The following is a 17,777-nucleotide window of genomic DNA, read 5'->3' on the forward strand; positions in this document are numbered from 1 at the left end:
TTTTTTTTCTTAAAAAAGCGCTCATTTTTGCGTCGTTGATATTTCGTTTAGTACTGATTTGTATGCTAAGTCAGATATGTATATTTTTTCTTTGAATGCCCAAGAAGAAATTTCTATTAGCGCTTCGATATTGAAAATTCTTCCGAATCAGGATGCAAATTACTGTTTACAATTTGGGGCTAAGGGAGTAATTGAACCGTTAACCCACTTAAGTATTATATTAGATCTAAATCAGGTCCCCTTGATTAATAAATTGTCAGTGTCTTGTGTTTGGTTTGAGTGCTGTCGAGAAATTTCATTATTCTAAAGAAGATAATCTATCGTTACCATTATATTTTCTCCTTATGTAGGTTAACGGTTCTATTATTTCCTTAGCCCCGAGATGAAGAAGTGGATATTTAGTTTGAAAATACAAACTAGCTGAAGGAATGATTGATTTGGTAATAATTATGCAAACTGATGAATTAAGTTTCATTCAGGCAAGAGCTAAAAATAATTCAAAAAAAGCTGAAGAAGTGCATTTGCTGATGGTTTAATTAAGGAACGAGGGCCGTAATTTTGAGAATGAACGATAAGCAAGTTGCTTTAATCACCGGAGCAGCATTTGGGATTGGTAAAGAAGCAGCAATTGAGTTTGCTAGAAATAATATTTCAGTTGTTATCGCCGATATTTCAGAAAAAGGCGAAGAAACGAGAGATTTTATTATTCAAAATGGTGGAAGCGCTGCTTATTTCAAATGTGATGTTAGTCAATATTGCGATCATCAATCTCTTATAAATAATGTTATCAAGGTCTATGGTCAATTAGATTATGCATTTAATAATGCCGGCATTGAACAAAAACCCGAAAAAATAGCTGATGTTACTGAAGAAACTTGGGAAAAACTGATTAATATTAATCTAAAAGGCGTCTGGCTTGCTTAAGGGATGCTTCCTGAGCCCCTTCATTTAAACTCATTTCATTATCGCCATGACGGAAAAAATGGAACCTAGGGGGGCAGGCTCTGGCCTATTAATCTTGTGCTATTAATCTTTGTTCTGGACAGCCGAAAGAGTCGGGCATGGGCCCGACATGAATTTTAATTGAGTATGAAATCCATTCTTTGCAGATAACTTGAATCAGATTCCTCGTTTCTTTTTTGCAAAAAGGATTGTGAAGCGTTATTTCCATTGCCAAAAAAAGAAAGTGAAGATTCTGCAACTCTTGGACTGGGCGTATCCTCTCTCATTGGTACCAATTCTGGAACTTCCGGACGAGTATCTGATGCTTCATGGCTACTTGTATAATCATCAAAATTATCATCGCTAAACCACCGATTTGTCAGTCTCTTCCTGACAGAAATAGCTGCTGGTTCCGCTTGAGTTTTAGGCGCGTCTTCATGGATGCTTTGGTTTTTAGTGTCAATTGCAGCTGGATTGAGTGAGGTTACTTGATCTAGATTATCTAATTGTTCTGCAAAATTAGATGGAGTTGCCCAAGGATCATTGATCAGAGATTTACCTCCTGCCTCTAATAAGTGTCCTGTAAGCGTAACACAGTTATATACTTCTGTATGTTTTGGATTTCCTAATAAAATGCGGTGGATAAAGTCAGAAGCTTTTACTCCGGGTAGAAGTTGGTAACACACTTCGCCTGTATCAAATCCATTTTTTATCCGAGTAAACTCATTTATCATTTTTTGTTTATCAAGCCCATGTACTACAAATACTTTATCAGGTTGTAAAGGTACAATCTCAAAGGGCTCCATTAGATTTGCAAAATCCTCTGTTGGTCTAATTGCTTCTTGCAGGCAATCATCTTCTAGTTTTGTCGCTGAAGTGGCTTTTAATGGCCATATTGACGTAAGTCCTCCAGCAGGGGTTGATTTGGGCCAGATACTCAAATAATGTCCTGGATTATCGCTAAATTTCATTGAAACATGGCCAAGGCTATTCAATCCAGTGGACCAAACAAAAATGGTGACTGAATCATCCTCCTGCGGATTTTCTAATTGGATTGGTTTTGTATAGGTGTTTTCCTTTTTACTGCGCATAAAGGATTCCTCCCTTTATTGGTTATTTAAACAGCAAACCAAATTAATGCTGTTGATGCGAAGAACATCTTAGTTAAATGGATTGTATGGAACAATGGAATTGGTTACAAGGCATGCCTTAATGAAAACGATTAAAGACATCTACTAGCACAAAACATAACGCCCTCTAAAGGGCGTCAGATTTTAATTGAGCCATATAAGCCTTTTAATTCACCATGGAATCGTATCTTGAACAGTAGTCCAAATCAGATTCTTCTTCCCTTTGTGCAGTAATCGATTCTGTACTAAAAAAGGACTCAGAGCATTCTGAAGCTTTTGGAGAAGTTCTATCCTCATTGCGAAACTCTAAATCAGATGTTGATTCTTGTTCTGTTGATGATATTTCTACCTGCACTTCTACTTCTACTTTCTCAGGCTCATCGGTAAACCCACTATGATGAGAGGACCAATCATAATTGTAGTTACAAGAGCTTTGAGCCGTTGGCTCTGTGCTGTATTGAGTTTCGTTCGGAGTAAAAAAGCCTATTACCGAATTAAACATGCGTGTAAACAAACCAGGATTTTCCTCAGTAGAGATCGTTTGACTTTGTTCTGGAACTTCTTCGATACATTCCAAACTTTGCTCTTTAGCTGAATCTGTTTTTGCTATATTTTCACATAGGGAAGCAAAATGACTATTAATGCTGGATGGGGTAGGAAAGGACATTATGCCAGAGGGCCTCTTCATACCACCTGCTTCTAGGATTCTACTCACTGCTTCGGCACAATTAATTACTTCAACAGTTGAAATTTCATACTCCATGAGATTTCTATCACACACCTTAAGGCCTAGCAACATATTGGTGGTTGAAGTATTACTGTTCAAAATTGCGGTTGTAGTTTGTGTTATTGAGCACGGTGTTAAGCTAAAGGAAGCGCGGCCTGAATTCATTAATTCGTATAAGTTTTCTATCTCTTCCATAGCCGCATCCATATTCTCTATTTTGTCAGTAATATCGTAAGTAGCATGAATAGGACTGTCCGAGCTAGATGGGGAACTATGATTTACTGCTTTAGTAGGAAAAACGTACATCGATGAAATTGCAAGTGGTGTTAGTACAGATAACTTATCATTTGGATAAACACTAATCACGCGTGTTCTACCCTCATGAGTAGCTTCTATTGAAACATGGCCGGTACCACCCACTTCGGGATGCTTGTGATAATTTACCACTATTTTTGAAGTAGTTTGGACACTTTCGATTTCATTTTTAGTTTGCATAATACACCATGATTCTCTGCTGAGCACAATGTATTATAAATGATCAAAATTAAGGGGGTATTAAGTGTTATCGCTCATATTCGAATCGCGAATTGCCTCAAATTAAAATTGTTACCAAACGCAAGGGGCGAATAAGTATGACAATCTTTATCTATATCATGTATTTCGGATTCATTTAATGAGGACTATACTTGTTTTATAGAATACAGAACCGATAAAATTAATATCAAAAGTTATGAGGAAATTTCATTTAGTAGAGGACAAAACGCCAACTCATGCTAATTTAGCTCGCTTTTTGAAAGCCGAGGGATGGAAGCCAAGCAAGTTTTCTGCGCTGGCGTCGGTGAATGAGGAATGGCTCCATTTTTCACCGCTGATTAGCCAAACCTTGGAGTATAAGCATCTGCTTGCCGCTTTTCTACAAGCAAATCAGCTTGACTATTTGATGCCGGAGACTTTTTATATCGATGATGAGATTTGGCCTAGTGTTTTGACGAATATCAGTAACTCACATCCTGCCAACACGCCTTGGATATTAAAACCATCCATGTTAAATAATGGACAACATATTCATATATTTCATGACTTAAACGCCATTGAGGCACATTTTCTTTCTCATCAGCGCATGGGAGGCCCCCAAGTTTTGCAACGTTATATTGTTAAACCTCAATTAATTCAGGGACCCATCTTTGGGCATAAATTTTCAATTCGAGAGTTGGTCGTGGTATCTACACATGTTGGTTCAGCCCTTTTTCCTAGCGGCTATTTGAATATTGCATTAAAACCTTATCAAGAAGATAATTTCAACCTACTGGAAGCTCATCTTACCAATGAACATCTGAGTGATGAACGGCTGAATGTAGTGCAACGCTTAAGCGATGAGATAGCAATTTTTCAACCCTACAAGATGAATATTATTTCCATCTGCCAACTTTTGGTCAATGCATTGAAAAATCAATTTGCCACTGTTTGGGAAGATAGCCAACCTCGAATTGCTTGTTTTGGTTTTGATTTTATGGTTGAAGCAGAGGGGAATAAACTTTGGCTGCTAGAAGTAAATCATGGACCTTGTTTTCCTGTTGATGATTCACATCCTTTATTTAATTGTTTGTATCGTCCTTTTTGGCAACAATTAATCAAACAGTTTATTGATAGGGAACCGTCAGATTTTATTGCATTGGATTAAGGCAATCACCATACAGACAAGAGCCCCTTAAAGAGGCTCAGTAAGAAGAAAAAACATAAGTTTGTCCATTAACATCCACCAAACAATAATCACTTAAAAAAGATCACGAGTAAAAGACTCATAATCAAAATAACAGATCAAAATATATTGTTACTGTTGCTGATGAATAAACAGATTTTTTTCAAGCTCAATGTCCTTATCACTGATTTTATTTCCACACCCCTCATTAATTGATTTTATTTAATTCAACTTGATTTGTTGTGCTACACTTAAAGAATGTTTTTATAAATAGGAACGAACTACAAGATCTTTCTTAATTATTTCAAGCTTGTTATAGAATTGAAAAAAATACTTCTGGCTGTTGCAAAAATAAAGATGTTCAATCATCGTTAAAGTGACCTCAAAAGTTCAAAAAAAATCTAGTCTATTTCAAATGGTTTCATGTTTATGGTGAGGTGTGATCCTCCATTATTCGAGACTTTATTTTTAATTCAAGAGAACGTGAGGCATTATGATTTCTCAAATCGCTTTTTTATTAAACCAAGTATTAGAAAATCAATATTCAACTTCAAACAAGTACATAGGGCAAAAAGAAATTACCCCTACTGATCAAATAGATATAGAAATCAAAAAACTAACCCAGGCCGATCCCAAATTAAGCAAAGATGTGATTAAGCTGGCTTTAAGAGCCTATAAAAAAGCTTTTGCGCAAGGCAAAGTTAAAAACACAATGTTAACTATTATCGACTTCTCTGTCCCATCCAATCAACATCGAATGTGGATTTTTGATATGCAGAAGGATACGTTAGTCCTTAAAACCTATGTTGCACATGGTCAGAATTCAGGAAACGGCCCTGTCCCCTATAAGTTTTCTAACGAAATAAGTGGTAAGCAATCAAGCCTCGGAACCTATATTACCGAAGGGACATACATTGGCCATAATGGTTATTCTTTAAACCTTGATGGCTTGGAAGAAGACTTAAACTCTAATGCTTACAAGCGACGGGTTGTAGTGCATGGGGCGTGGTATGTGGAACCCTCCTATATCAAAGAGGCTGGTCGTGCTGGATGTTCATGGGGCTGTCCTGCGGTTGCTGCAAGTCAGGCAAAATCCATAATCAATACTATAAAAGACGGATCAGTATTATTCGCCTATTTTCCAGATAGCTATTTTCTAAGTCACTCCAAATATGCCTTATGAGATGGGATTTAACAATTGATAGAATGTTCGTATTTTGGCGCAGATACACTCTGGTAACTCACCAGTTTATGAACTTGCTCAGATTGGAAAGCCTGCCATTAAGTAGGCATTTTCCGGATAGCAAACAAATCATCAATTATCTTATGGATGACGTAGGCACGGTGTTTACGAGCCAGGCATTTACCATGTCTATTCTGTTTTATTTGTCGATTAGCGAATTGTCTTAAAGGTTGTGTACGCATCTTCCTATCCGCAAAAATGTATTAAAAAATAAACGTCCTGTATATTGTTTAGTGTTAGTCGAACGGTTCACTCTCTTGAAACCCGGCTAAAGCCGTAACGCTCGAATAAGGGGAACAAATGAATCGTTGTAAGGCAAACGATCTTACCTGTACTGCTATAGTTTTTTGGGTGGTTTTTTCTCCTCGGATTATACACAAAGTAAATCGATGGTATTACCCAAAATTGGTGATCTTTTTTAATCACGTTAATGCACTTATACATAATAACAATAAATTACATGATAGCTGGATTTGTTTTTAACAATTATTTTATTGTTCGCTCTCATAAAAAACAGTTAGATGTTTTTTCTTTCATTGTATGATGATAAAATCCCTCACTTTTTATTAGCCAAAATAAATCATTATGTACAATAAAATTGATAGAGATGTAAGGAAATGGTTGCCTGCAAATGTGCAACCAGAGTTTGTTGAAAAAGTAAGTTTACAAGTAGTGTTCGAAAGACAGGAACGTGTTCTTAAAAATCCAAACTCTTATATTGACTATGGATACAGTTTTCCTGGGGTAAACCTTACCAAGCAGCTTTGCTTGGAGTCAGTTCGGGAATTTTATACTACACAAGGAATAAGACCCGTCGTTGCTGATTTGGGTGCTGGGTTTGGCACCATGACTTGGAAATTACTAGCAGCTGGCGCCCAAGTTGATGCTTTTGAAAAGCAAGTTCCTACTGCGAAAGAATTACAAAAGCGCCTCAATAGCATGGATAAGGAGTTATGGAGTGGTGAGGATCTAGAAGATATTCTTAGAGTCTACGCAAAAAATGCTCTTTCAGAGTTGGAAAATCCCGAATTTGAAAATCGTTATGATGTTATTTGGGTCTCGCAAATGTTACATTTCCTAACTCCTGGCGAGATGAATCAGCTAATACAGCAATTTCAGAAGATTCTCAAACCTGGAGGAATGATTTTTATTGAAATGAATTCCCCAGAAACATTCCAAAGCTTGGATCCGCTCAAATTAATCGAGCATTCTGTGGAAAACGCCAAGAAATTAAAATTTGAATATCCTGGATTTGTATGTGTTAATGCCGCTACATTAATTAACCGTAATACCTCCCAGATAGATGGTAAGATGGTTGTATCTGTATTTGATCAGGAACAAATGGTGGAAAAATCCATACCGATTGAGGGAAATGCCTATGGTTTGGGCTATATAGGTCATCCTGATAGCCATGATAATGAGCAGTATCTAGACCAATTCATGAAACCTGGATATCAATATTCAGTTAATCGTTTTTATCAGACGGCCAATTGGTTTGATGATGAAATTGCATTAGATGTTTTCGAAAAGGCTGGCTTTGAAACCGCTTGTTACTACTATGGCTCTGATGGGCAAAAATACTATACAAAATCCACGCTCAATGATAATGATGCTTTTGCCTTATCCATTTTTCTAAAAAAATCATCGCAGCTGGAGTTGGATGAAAAGCCAAAAGAGTTATCTGTAGTGTTAAAGTATGGAATTTTTAAAGCAAACCATCATGAATATCTTTTGGTTGAGGCGAAGCAATTTTGTAGGGACGATGCGCAATACGAATCGCTTTTAAAGGCTATTGAAAATAAGGATTATGCGCTAGCATTACGCAAAGCATCAGCTGGGGCCTGTCTTCCTCTTGTCCGATTACTGTTGAAATTTAGTAAAAAGTTGGCTTTTGATATAAATCAACCTTCCCCCTCTAATGGTTGGACAGCATTAGATTGGATCAGTAATACGGATGATAGGAACGTTCCGAATAAGAAAGAGATTATTGGTATTTTAGAACGATATGGTGCGCTTACAAATGATGCTTTGCAGTCATTAAGTACAACATCGGAAACTTTATAAACCATAAATCTCAATGTGAACTTATCTTGCCCATGCTCTGCGTGGGCAAGACTAGACGGCAATCGGTGCTTTAATTTACTCTTTTTCTTTGGTTCCTAGGATTGCACTTACCGTATTCTGGTAATGAAGAAATTTTGCCAAAGGCTTTGTTAAAAGGAGTACGTCTTTTCCTAGTTGCCTTAACTGGCCAACCTGAGAGGTTCGTCCATGATTGAGTAGGAAATCATGTTCAACTTGATACAATAACTCCCCCAGGTCCAACTCCGAAGAGTGATACTAATCTATGATAAGCATGAATTTCTGTATTTCTATTTTTTAAAAAGAATTATTTTTTAAGCACAGAGCGTAATCAAGCAGCGGCTCAAAATAAAAAGTAAAAATAGTGCGAGTCAAGACTGTTTTTTTATTTTTTATTTGTATAAGATAGCTGGGTTTAAATTCTTTTCCTCATCCTTTTTCTGTGGATATCTTTCTTATCAAATTATAAACGATTAATCAGTAAAATATTAAAAACCTTACCGTGTCTGAATTATATCAATTTTAAATTCCTTAATTTCATTTAAGTTATGCACATTTTCTGTGGATAAGTCTGTTTATAGTCTGTCAAACTCCTTGTAGAATTTAGAAGTTAATCAGATGATTCATCATTTACCAAGGTGCCTTTTCATTCATGCACAAGAAAAATAAAGCGGTACTACACTTTAAATAAACAGTGAGTATATGATGTGTGGCCGATTTGCTTATGTAGCTTCTTATGACAAGTTAAAATACCAATTTCATCTATCCAATTCGATTGAAATTGCCCCTCGATTTAATATTGCCCCAGGGGCTGAGGTGGTATGTCTTGTAGAAACGAATGCCCATGAAATTCAAAGCGTGTTATTGCGATGGGGGCTTATCCCTTCTTGGGCTAGAGACCGAACAAAAATTGGAAGTCTCATCAATGCACGTGCAGACACCCTTTTTGAAAAACCGGCCTTTCGTCAGCTAGTGAAATCCAAGCGTTGTTTAATGCCCATGAGCGGGTTTTATGAATGGCATCAGGAAGGAGAGGTAAAACAACCATATTTTTTTCAAAAAAAGAACCGTGATTTGTTGGCCGTTGCTGCTCTTTGGGACACCTGGCAACACAATAGCGAAGTGATTCATACGTGTTGCCTTATTACAACGGATGCCAATCCACTCATGGAGTCAGTGCATCATCGGATGCCTGTTATTTTAGATGAAGAGGCCCAAGCTATTTGGTTAAATAACTCCCAATATGACAAAGAGCAATTAATGGCGTTGATGAAACCTTATCCTTATGAGGATTTGGAAGGGTATCGAGTCACTACTTTAGTGAATAAGGCTGACTTTGATTATCCATTGGCAATGGAACCATTATCCAAATAAAAAAATTTGAAAGAAAATTTTCTTATTACTCTCTAAGACTTAGTATCATTTCTGTCTGTGTAGCTTTTAGGAGGGATTTACAGCTTATTTTTCCTTGTCTATGATATTTGTACGCAAATCAAAAAAAGAGTCATTATGTCACCACGAGGCGGAAAAAGAGCAGGGGCAGGGCGTCCTAGGGGGGAGCCTACCAAAGCAGTTCGTATTTCCCTATCTCAGCTTGCTGAATTAGAGCAACTCAAGAATCGTAAGATTTACCAATTGCCGGTATTCGCAAGTAAAATACAAGCTGGATTTCCTTCACCTGCCGATGATTACATAGAAGGATATCTCGATTTAAATACCAAATTCATTAAACATCCCTCAGCTACATTCGTTTTGCAAGCTACTGGGGATTCGATGGTGGATGCGGGTATTTTTTCAGGTGATTGGCTTTTAGTGGATAGAAGCATAGAACCTTCTGATGGACGAATTGTAATAGCGGCGGTCAATGGTGAACTTACCGTAAAACGCCTTTCCAAAACAAGAGGGAGGGTACAATTACTTCCTGCCAATCCTAAGTTTAACCCCATTGATATTACGGAGGAGGATGAAATGGTGATTTGGGGGGTAGTGACTTTAGTTCTTCATGAGCTTGCCTAACATGTTTGCCCTAGTTGACTGCAATAATTTTTATGCGAGCTGCGAACGATTGTTTCGTCCTGACTTAAAAGATGTTCCCATCGTGGTTTTATCCAATAACGATGGATGTTGCATTGCGCGCTCGAATGAGGCCAAGGCATTAGGAATTGCTATGGGTGAGCCTTATTTTAAAATTAAAGATTTGTGCAAACAGCATGGAGTAAAGGCCTTTTCCTCGAATTACACCCTTTATGGCAACATCAGTCATCGAGTGATGTGTACTATTGAAGAAAGTTGGCCGCATTTGGAAATCTATTCCATTGATGAAGCCTTTCTTGATTTAAGTAGCTTACCGGCCTATAGCCATGATTCCTTTTGTAAGCAGCTACAGAAGAAAATCCTAAAGCACACAGGAATACCTACCTCTATAGGGATTGGACCCACTAAAACATTAGCGAAGGCGGCCAATTATCTTTCTAAAAAGGTCTTTAAGATACCGGTATTTAATATCACATCAAATCGTGAGCAATTATTAAAGCAAATTTCAGTAGGGGAGGTATGGGGGGTAGGGCGGCAATGGGAAAATAAATTAATCGCACGAGGTATTCATACTGCCTATGATTTGGCAATGACCAATCCTCATCTTTTGAAGAAGAGTTTTAATGTTGTTTTGATGCGTACCGCGCTTGAGCTTCAAGGAATTGCCTGTGGTGCTTTAGAAGACGTCGAGCCGAAACAAAATATCATGTCATCCAAAAGTTTTGGGCAGATGCAAACACAACGTTCCTCGATTGCTGAATCAGTAAGTAGTCATTGTGCACGTGCGGTGGAGAAAATGCGTCACCAAGATTTGTTGGCGCAACGCATTGCTGTTTTTGTACATACCAATCGGTTTCGTGAGGATTTGGCCCAGCATTTTCAATCCATAGAATTTCGATTGATTAATCCAACGGATGATTTGCGATTAATTACTAAAATCGCCAAGCGATGTCTTCATCGTATTTTTAAACCAGGATATTACTATAAAAAAGCAGGAGTAAGTCTTCTTGATTTGACTCCTAAGAATCCACGACAATTGGACATCTTTGATCAGCCGAGCGATGAGTATTTACATCATACGGAGCAATTGATGAGTGTGTTGGATCAAATCAATCAAAAGTATGGAAGAAGCACGATTCGACTCGCAGCTGAAGGATATTCAAAACCTTGGGCTATGCGAGCAGAGCTTAAATCACCTGCTTATACCACGCGATGGTCTGATGTTCCTCAAGTTCGTTTGTATTGAAAGGATGTATAATGAATGAACTAAAGAGGAGCCCAATAAGAAAAATTATTCATATTGATATGGATTGTTTTTATGCCGCAATCGAAATGCGCGATTTTCCTGAGCTTGCCAATAAACCCATCGCGGTAGGAGGGGCTGCTGATCGAAGAGGGGTTATTGCTACGTGCAATTATGCGGCACGAGCTTATGGGGTACGTTCAGCCATGCCCACAGCACAAGCACTAAAGTTATGTCGCCACCTCATCTTACGGCCTGTCCGCATGGAAGTTTATCGAAGCGAAAGTCAATACATTAGGGCCTTATTCGAAGAGTATACCGATTTGATTGAACCTTTATCTTTGGATGAGGCCTATCTTGACGTGACGAATTCTACCAATTGTAAAGGGAGTGCGACCTGGATGGCACAAGAAATTCGCGAGCGAATTTATCAGACACGACAATTGACTGCGAGTGCAGGAATTGCGCCAAATAAAAGCTTGGCAAAAATTGCCAGTGATTGGCATAAACCCAATGGGCAAAAGGTGATTAAGCCAGAAGAAGTGGCTTCATTTATGATTGATTTACCGGTGCGCAAATTATTTGGTGTGGGTCCTAAAATGGAAGAAAAACTAAACTCTTTGAATATTAAAACATGTGGCGATGTACAACGCCATTCAGTGGACTATTTATTTAATGAGTTTGGCGTTATGGGGCAGAGACTTTATGATTTAGCCCGTGGAGTTGATGAGCGTCCAGTTAATCCTGAGCGTATTCGAAAATCAATAAGTGTTGAAGAAACCTATTTACACGATTTACTCGATGTAGAATCTTGTTTTGCTGCGCTACCCGAATTAATGGTTCGTCTTGAAACACGAATCCAACGTGCGGGAGACATTTTCGGGATACACACTCTTTTTGTTAAATTAAAATTTAATGATTTTCAGCAAACCACTGTTGAATGTGTGCATGATCATCTCGATGTAAATATTTTATGCCAACTTATCCATGAAGGATTTTTGAGAAAACGTATGCCAGTAAGATTGTTAGGCATAGGAATCAAATTGAAGCAGGAGAGGATCCATGAGGGAATTCAACTCGAATTAAACTTAGATGAGAGTCAATTAGATAATTAGGATTTATTGGTTATTTCAAATTTCATAATCTCTTTATTCCAATAATTGAGCATTCCTGTATTGCTCATCCCGCATTTGATTAATACATTTTGTGACGAGGTATTTCCAGGATGTACTACAGCAATTAGTTTTTGTAAGTTGAGCTTTTGAAATGCAAATTGAATTAGAGATGTGGTAATTTCTGTGGCGTACCCGTTTCCCCAGTATTTAGGTAATAAAGCATAAGCGAGTTCAACCTCGGGTTGATTGTCGTCATAATTGAGGTGGATCAGACCTGCTCGACCGATAAATTCATGTGAGTTTTTAGTATAAACCGAGCCTAAACTAAATTGATGTTTATGATAATGATGAATTGCTTTTTCTAATCCAAGCTTCACTTCATTTTTGTCACGTACCCCATTACCTATAAAACTCATTACTTCAGAATTTGATTGGAGTTGATACAGATTATCAAAATCATTAAGCGTTGGTTCCTGAATAATTAGCCTGGATGTAGTGAATAATACATTCATTGGATTTTCAAGAACCATGATTTCTCCTATTCGATTGTATATCAGTACACATGTTGGCAATGAGGATGTATATTCTATCCTCTCATCTTGATGCACTTTATTTACTTGATTTATGAAGGTGTTACCTCCTCCTTTTAAATTCAATTTAGAGCCTGATAATTCAGGAAAACATTGAGTTGAAGTAACTGAGGTTTCAAGCATTTCAATACCAAAATTTAAGTAATGAATGGTTCGAATCTCACTATTTACCAGCCCTTGTATGCTATGTAAATAAGTAGTTATCAAAATCTTTAATTTCCTGATATTGAATTTTAATTCCAATAGATGTGGCATAGTCTCTTAGTTTTTTTCCAAATCATTGATAATCACTTTAGAAGGAATACTATCAAGAACATCTCCAAAGCAATTACTTCTATCCATTCCTGAAAAGGAATTTTGTTCAACATACATTGCGTGATTGCGAATAGGAACCTCATATTTTTGAAACATGAGAATTTCCTTTTCTGGAAACTGTAGTTTTAATTGTATTGCACCTAAAAGACCAATTGTCAATACACCCTCTAGAGTAGAGTGAATCCGAGATAAAAAGATTTGGTTATTCTCCTGATTTTGAGCAAAATCACTAAAATGATGACCGGCATTAAGGCCTTTCATTTAGCACAAGCAACCTTATCATGGGTTCAGATACACCACATACTGAGAAAAAAATCAGTGGCAACTAGAAAATATGACTCTTGTTGAACAATTCTATGAGTTAGCTGCTTAGCTACCCACAAAATAACTGCAATTACCAGCGGGAAAAATTTTTGCGACAAAACCATTCAAAAAACCAATGTTTCAAAATTGTAAAGCCTATGAAAAAATATCGTTAATTAATAGTTTGTTAATCATATTATCTTAAAATGCAATTGTTGGGCATAGTGATTATTTGGAGTTCATATTATGAAGAGTAATAAAGAGAAAACAATACAAGATGAAAAAATGGTAAAGGCTAGTACTGATTATCATATAGCTTCTTTCGTAAAAGAGACGAATCAAAAAAATGGACCAGGTCACGTATCAGTTGCAACTGTGAAACAACAAGAAGGAAAAACCAAGATAAATCATACAAGCTTCTTCCCCGGAGCAGTAGGCTCCCTTGTGAATGCAGTCACTTTTGGATCAGTACCGGTTGGGGGGCAGCTTGCTAATGATTATAAAGAAGACCTCGAAGAAGCTGATCATGTTTTTATCAAAAAATGCAGGCCAGAGGAATATAAAAATGGGGTACAAGCCCAGAAAAAATTCGAAGATGACGTTAAGAGTGGATCGCGCTATTACGCTGTTTTTGGTATTATAAATCCACTTTCTTCTCCTGTTGCTGCAGCTTATAGTGCTTATCAAAGCTCTCAATTAAGTAGAAAGAAATTTGAACAAACAAATGGGAATGCACCAAAAGAGGATATGTGCGGAATTGAAGTATATGACAACGACAGTCATGTTCAAAAAAAGATCGAGGTAGATAACTGTTGCAGTTCATCCACTCATATCTGTAACGCGGCTGGAGTTTCTGTATCGAACCCTCTCGTACCAACTTTTTTTCCCACGGAACTCAGACAGCAAGGATTTGAGAAAATCGATAAGGAAGAATTCAAATCTAGGTTTGTAAACAATAACAAAAAATAACTTTAGTTAGATGCTGATCTATTCGCCATTCAAGCTAAACAGCCCAAAATGGCGAATGCTATATACTAAAAAATGAATTAGGCGCCAAACAAACCATTATTGAAATCATGGTCCTTTATTTAAGGAGTCAGATAGTCCATTTGGCGATATGCCCCAAGGCAATTTTGATTTGACGATATGCTTACCACCACTATCCAAAATATCGCTAACCAGCACACTGCAATTCGTGGTTTGATTATCGCTCTCTGCATATTTTGATGAGAGCCTCCTATTTATTTCTACGTCAATTGGGTCCTGATTAATGAAAGAGGGCATATCCTTGAAAAATCCATTTAGATTTATGTTAGGGAATAGCTGATAACTTGTTTTACCTGTTTGAACAGTATCTTCAATTTTATGAATATGATTTAACATTGCTTCTGTATCGAGATTTTCTATTTTAAATGTTTGATCGGGAGGTAATGGTTCGGGGTTTTCTGTAGATAAATTAGGTCTGGAATCGAAATCATTAATATTACTTTTACCTCGGGAAATCGCTTCAGACTCCATATCCTCTGCTAGTGTCGTAGCAAGATGCGCAGGTAAGGGCAAAACAACAGTTGGACCCATCGAAGGAATACTATTGGGATGAATACTTATATACTCTCCCGGATCTTCTTCATTCATTTTGGGTTTGGAACCGCCTATTTGGATAGCTGCATGACCAGGACCTTGTGCAGTCATATTCCAAATATAGACCCAGGTACTTTGACTTTCTTTATAATTTGATGTTTCTTTTTGCTGTTTAAGGTGGGTAATATCAGAAACGCCATCATTACTTTCAGCCTTTTTAAAAGCTGACTTTAACCATTCAAACATACTGTTACCTCCGTTATATGATGACTAGACATCGCGGTTCTGTCTCACAATCGAGTTATTGTCCGCGAGTTTATGCTGTAAGTCCATAGGCCTGTTCAAAAATAGTTTGGTTGACGGATTGGTTATGCTGTTTTAGCTGAATCCTTGCTAGCGTGACGTGGTCCAACAGATTTTGACAACCGGTGAAGAGATAATGTCCTTAACTGGATAAACTAATGGCAGTAAGAAAGAAATATTCAAACGAATTTAAACTTGATGCAGTAAGTCTGTTATAAGATCAGGGCTATGGTTGTGTCATCTAGTAGATCTAAATCATTGGCAAATTTCTTCATATAGATCGCGCCAAGGGCAATCCACTCGCATGCGATACACCATGGCCTCATAGAAGAATTGGTATGGTTGGAGAGCTATATTTCTTTATACTGTAGGTCCATTCTATATTAATTTAATGGTTTTTGATTTTATATTGATTGAATTGTTTGATTTTGGTACAATATATCCAATTTCGAGTGGGCTTCAGGATTCAACCTGAATTGAAACTTGAAATACAACGACTTATCTTCTCCCCTAAGGATAGTTGGAGAACTGATTATTCTAGTTTTAATAAATAAACGGGTTTGTCGCTGAGATAAAGGTCAGGAATAAATAAATTCAGGTTTGTTTACTCCTTAAGATTTTAATTCAGTGATAAAACGACTCGTTTTAATCCATCAAGTCTTACTTTATCTCCTGTTAAAACAAATTCCACTGCTCGTGCAGCAGTAATTTTAAATTTTTTCTAAGGAGTATTGACTATGGCAATAATGAAACATGAATCAATAAAACCATCCCCTACGGTTGAAGGAATGAGCAGTGCTTGGCTCACCATTCGCGTTGTAAATAATGATGTATACCAATTCAATATGGGGTTAAATGAAATTTCAGCTGTTGTTGATACTTATGTTTCTATCGAGGAATTTAGTAAAAATCCATTTCAAGCTATTGAACAGGCGATTAATCAACAGTCCAAAATCAGCCCCGTTTTATTTACTAAAAAAATGGAACGTACCAGTGCCTGTGGCCAAGAACAAACTTCTGTATCCATGGATATATATCTTGCGACTTATATAGTAGAGGTTCAGTTTCCGTCATCTACTGTGAACAGCGCAAAGAAAAAGGAACGTACAGTTTATGAAAACGCATTTGAATTACCCAAAGGAATCCAAATTCAATCCAACCAGATAAAACGTATGGTTCTCGATGTATTGGGATTAGAGCGTCATTTAATTGTTGCTCTTAACAAAACAAGTAAAAATTTGGAACGACATGAAATTTGTCTTTTCAAAGAAAATGACACCTGGTTTTATCGCTTATCTGGAGAAGAGCAAGCCTATATATTACCTAATATATTTGAGGAATCTTATCAACGATCCATCTATGATAGTTTAGATGTGTATGCAAGGAAGTTACCCGTTCGTACACCTCAATGGATAGATCTATGTAACGGAAAATATGGAGAATTGGCTATGGCACTTACCCTGGAAGTATTCAAGGTGATGGCTTCTGCAGGGCATATTCCCAAGGATTTCGGACTGGATTATCATTTCCCCTTGGTGTTAGACCGGACTGATCCTACCAATCTGGCAATGATGTTAATACAAGGTTCCATGCAGCAAGAATCTAACTTATCCAAATTGCCTGCAGACCTAATCAATAGAATTTTTGCAGACTCTGTTGATAAAAAACCAGAAGAGGTCAGCGCTTACATAAACAAAGTAAATGAATCCGTTAAGAATATCTATACTGCTAGTATTGCCCCCCAACTGATTTGCAAAGGAAGCTGGAACAATACTCCAAGCATCAGTATTTCTTGTCCCAATGATCCAACACTTATTGATAAATTTTATCAATCGAGCCTGCAGTCTTTCCACCACATGGTGAATCTTGATCCGAAAAATCATCAAATTATCATGAAATGCTCCAAAGGCCTTGGCGATCAGGGTGTTTATTTAGCCAATGAGGGACATGAACTGGCTATTGCTTTTGCATCTCAGGAAGAACGTGACAGCTGGGCTGAATTAATGGGTTTTCAGCATGATTATTACAATCAAGGAATTGGAATCTGGGCTGATCATCCTCAATGCATCTACTTCACGAGCAGGTTTTTCCTGATTCAGGAATTAAAACAATACATTCAGGAAAAATACCAAAAAACGGAAGCCATCGTGCAAGCACTTGATACCCTCTCAGCTGAACCTAGCAGCATTCTTACGAGATTCAGTCTCTTTGTGCAGCAATTTTATAGTAATGAACAAGAGGAAATGAAATCAAACCTGAAATGCTGCAACCAGCAAATTTTAGCTGCAAAACTATTAATTGATGTTCTAAATAATAAAAGTGATGTTGACGGGTTAAGGGAGAAATATCCTGCTTATGTTTCAATCATGGAACACGATGAAGTGCTTCATGGTATTCTGGCGCAAATTGAGGAGAACAGTTCTGCACCACAACCAATGTAACATACACACACTGATTGAGTTTAATTCAG

General features: G+C 37.3%; 15 protein-coding genes and 1 pseudogene. 10 read left to right on the top strand and 6 right to left on the bottom strand.

The window, feature by feature from the left end; genetic code table 11:
- Window positions 1-564 precede the first annotated feature (564 nt).
- A complete protein-coding gene (locus DGG96_RS02015; protein ID WP_110141356.1) occupies window positions 565-924 on the top strand; it encodes an SDR family NAD(P)-dependent oxidoreductase in 360 nt (119 codons plus the stop codon).
- Window positions 925-1,079: 155 nt separating this feature from the next.
- Here the strand turns inward: DGG96_RS02015 and DGG96_RS02020 are convergent, their stop codons facing one another.
- Both DGG96_RS02020 and DGG96_RS02025 read right to left on the bottom strand, forming a co-directional pair.
- Window positions 1,080-2,033 (bottom strand): hypothetical protein, encoded by a 954-nt coding sequence (locus DGG96_RS02020; protein WP_110141357.1) that lies wholly within the window; start codon window positions 2,031-2,033, stop codon window positions 1,080-1,082.
- A gap of 205 nt (window positions 2,034-2,238) precedes the next feature.
- The gene (locus DGG96_RS02025; RefSeq protein ID WP_110141358.1) at window positions 2,239-3,294 is read right to left on the bottom strand and encodes a hypothetical protein; all 1,056 of its coding nucleotides are present in this window, start codon (window positions 3,292-3,294) and stop codon (window positions 2,239-2,241) included.
- Between the two features lie 235 nt (window positions 3,295-3,529).
- Between DGG96_RS02025 and DGG96_RS02030 the strand changes: the two genes are divergently transcribed.
- Together DGG96_RS02030 and DGG96_RS02035 are read left to right on the top strand one after the other, a co-directional pair.
- The gene (locus DGG96_RS02030) at window positions 3,530-4,480 is read left to right on the top strand and encodes an ATP-grasp domain-containing protein (RefSeq protein ID WP_110141359.1); all 951 of its coding nucleotides are present in this window, start codon (window positions 3,530-3,532) and stop codon (window positions 4,478-4,480) included.
- Between the two features lie 511 nt (window positions 4,481-4,991).
- Window positions 4,992-5,681, top strand: coding sequence for a murein L,D-transpeptidase catalytic domain family protein (locus DGG96_RS02035; protein WP_110141360.1), 690 nt, complete (start codon window positions 4,992-4,994; stop codon window positions 5,679-5,681).
- Window positions 5,682-5,782: 101 nt separating this feature from the next.
- Here DGG96_RS02035 and DGG96_RS21370 read toward each other — a convergent pair.
- Window positions 5,783-5,923: pseudogene (locus DGG96_RS21370) on the bottom strand (integrase); the annotation flags it as partial.
- 403 nt (window positions 5,924-6,326) lie between these two features.
- Between DGG96_RS21370 and DGG96_RS02045 the strand changes: the two are divergent.
- From DGG96_RS02045 to dinB, 5 genes are all read left to right on the top strand, one after another.
- Window positions 6,327-7,805 carry a class I SAM-dependent methyltransferase gene (locus tag DGG96_RS02045; RefSeq protein WP_110141361.1) on the top strand — a complete coding sequence of 493 codons (1,479 nt, stop codon included), beginning with the start codon at window positions 6,327-6,329 and terminating at the stop codon, window positions 7,803-7,805.
- Window positions 7,806-8,528: 723 nt separating this feature from the next.
- Window positions 8,529-9,197: an SOS response-associated peptidase gene (locus DGG96_RS02050; protein WP_110141362.1), complete on the top strand. Its 669-nt coding sequence runs from the start codon at window positions 8,529-8,531 to the stop codon at window positions 9,195-9,197.
- 135 nt (window positions 9,198-9,332) lie between these two features.
- The gene (locus DGG96_RS02055; RefSeq protein WP_110141363.1) at window positions 9,333-9,839 is read left to right on the top strand and encodes a LexA family protein; all 507 of its coding nucleotides are present in this window, start codon (window positions 9,333-9,335) and stop codon (window positions 9,837-9,839) included.
- Window positions 9,826-11,103, top strand: coding sequence for a Y-family DNA polymerase (locus DGG96_RS02060; protein ID WP_110141364.1), 1,278 nt, complete (start codon window positions 9,826-9,828; stop codon window positions 11,101-11,103). Before DGG96_RS02055 ends, DGG96_RS02060 begins: the two co-directional genes overlap by 14 nt.
- Before the next feature lie 11 nt (window positions 11,104-11,114).
- Window positions 11,115-12,215 carry a DNA polymerase IV gene (gene dinB / locus DGG96_RS02065; RefSeq protein WP_110141365.1) on the top strand — a complete coding sequence of 367 codons (1,101 nt, stop codon included), beginning with the start codon at window positions 11,115-11,117 and terminating at the stop codon, window positions 12,213-12,215.
- On the opposite strand, the gene DGG96_RS21150 is transcribed toward dinB, so the two are convergent.
- Both DGG96_RS21150 and DGG96_RS02080 read right to left on the bottom strand, forming a co-directional pair.
- On the bottom strand, window positions 12,212-13,060 hold the full coding sequence (locus DGG96_RS21150; protein WP_240610424.1) for a GNAT family N-acetyltransferase: 849 nt from the start codon (window positions 13,058-13,060) through the stop codon (window positions 12,212-12,214). The genes dinB and DGG96_RS21150 overlap by 4 nt on opposite strands.
- Before the next feature lie 6 nt (window positions 13,061-13,066).
- Entirely contained in the window at window positions 13,067-13,381 is a 315-nt protein-coding gene (locus tag DGG96_RS02080; protein WP_233590489.1) for a hypothetical protein, read from the bottom strand.
- Window positions 13,382-13,669: 288 nt separating this feature from the next.
- Here DGG96_RS02080 and DGG96_RS02085 point away from each other — a divergent pair, with 288 nt between their 5' ends.
- Window positions 13,670-14,392: a hypothetical protein gene (locus tag DGG96_RS02085; protein WP_110141366.1), complete on the top strand. Its 723-nt coding sequence runs from the start codon at window positions 13,670-13,672 to the stop codon at window positions 14,390-14,392.
- A 105-nt stretch (window positions 14,393-14,497) separates the two neighbouring features.
- Here DGG96_RS02085 and DGG96_RS02090 read toward each other — a convergent pair whose 3' ends face one another.
- Entirely contained in the window at window positions 14,498-15,250 is a 753-nt protein-coding gene (locus DGG96_RS02090; protein ID WP_110141367.1) for a hypothetical protein, read from the bottom strand.
- A gap of 794 nt (window positions 15,251-16,044) precedes the next feature.
- Between DGG96_RS02090 and DGG96_RS02095 the strand changes: the two genes are divergently transcribed.
- On the top strand, window positions 16,045-17,748 hold the full coding sequence (locus DGG96_RS02095; protein ID WP_110141368.1) for a hypothetical protein: 1,704 nt from the start codon (window positions 16,045-16,047) through the stop codon (window positions 17,746-17,748).
- Window positions 17,749-17,777 lie beyond the last annotated feature (29 nt).

Source organism: Legionella qingyii (genome assembly GCF_003184185.1).

Excerpts from the sequence above, each read along its gene's own strand:
- DGG96_RS02055 (WP_110141363.1), top strand. The coding sequence starts at position 9,333 with ATGTCACCACGAGGCGGAAAAAGAGCAGGGGCAGGGCGTCCTAGGGGG.
- DGG96_RS02035 (WP_110141360.1), top strand. The coding sequence starts at position 4,992 with ATGATTTCTCAAATCGCTTTTTTATTAAACCAAGTATTAGAAAATCAA.
- DGG96_RS02020 (WP_110141357.1), bottom strand. The coding sequence starts at position 2,033 with ATGCGCAGTAAAAAGGAAAACACCTATACAAAACCAATCCAATTAGAA.
- DGG96_RS02030 (WP_110141359.1), top strand. The coding sequence starts at position 3,530 with ATGAGGAAATTTCATTTAGTAGAGGACAAAACGCCAACTCATGCTAAT.
- DGG96_RS02015 (WP_110141356.1), top strand. The coding sequence starts at position 565 with ATGAACGATAAGCAAGTTGCTTTAATCACCGGAGCAGCATTTGGGATT.
- DGG96_RS02050 (WP_110141362.1), top strand. The coding sequence starts at position 8,529 with ATGTGTGGCCGATTTGCTTATGTAGCTTCTTATGACAAGTTAAAATAC.
- DGG96_RS02045 (WP_110141361.1), top strand. The coding sequence starts at position 6,327 with ATGTACAATAAAATTGATAGAGATGTAAGGAAATGGTTGCCTGCAAAT.
- DGG96_RS21150 (WP_240610424.1), bottom strand. The coding sequence starts at position 13,060 with ATGCCACATCTATTGGAATTAAAATTCAATATCAGGAAATTAAAGATT.
- DGG96_RS02090 (WP_110141367.1), bottom strand. The coding sequence starts at position 15,250 with ATGTTTGAATGGTTAAAGTCAGCTTTTAAAAAGGCTGAAAGTAATGAT.
- DGG96_RS02085 (WP_110141366.1), top strand. The coding sequence starts at position 13,670 with ATGAAGAGTAATAAAGAGAAAACAATACAAGATGAAAAAATGGTAAAG.
- DGG96_RS02025 (WP_110141358.1), bottom strand. The coding sequence starts at position 3,294 with ATGCAAACTAAAAATGAAATCGAAAGTGTCCAAACTACTTCAAAAATA.
- DGG96_RS02060 (WP_110141364.1), top strand. The coding sequence starts at position 9,826 with ATGAGCTTGCCTAACATGTTTGCCCTAGTTGACTGCAATAATTTTTAT.
- dinB (WP_110141365.1), top strand. The coding sequence starts at position 11,115 with ATGAATGAACTAAAGAGGAGCCCAATAAGAAAAATTATTCATATTGAT.
- DGG96_RS02095 (WP_110141368.1), top strand. The coding sequence starts at position 16,045 with ATGGCAATAATGAAACATGAATCAATAAAACCATCCCCTACGGTTGAA.
- DGG96_RS02080 (WP_233590489.1), bottom strand. The coding sequence starts at position 13,381 with ATGAAAGGCCTTAATGCCGGTCATCATTTTAGTGATTTTGCTCAAAAT.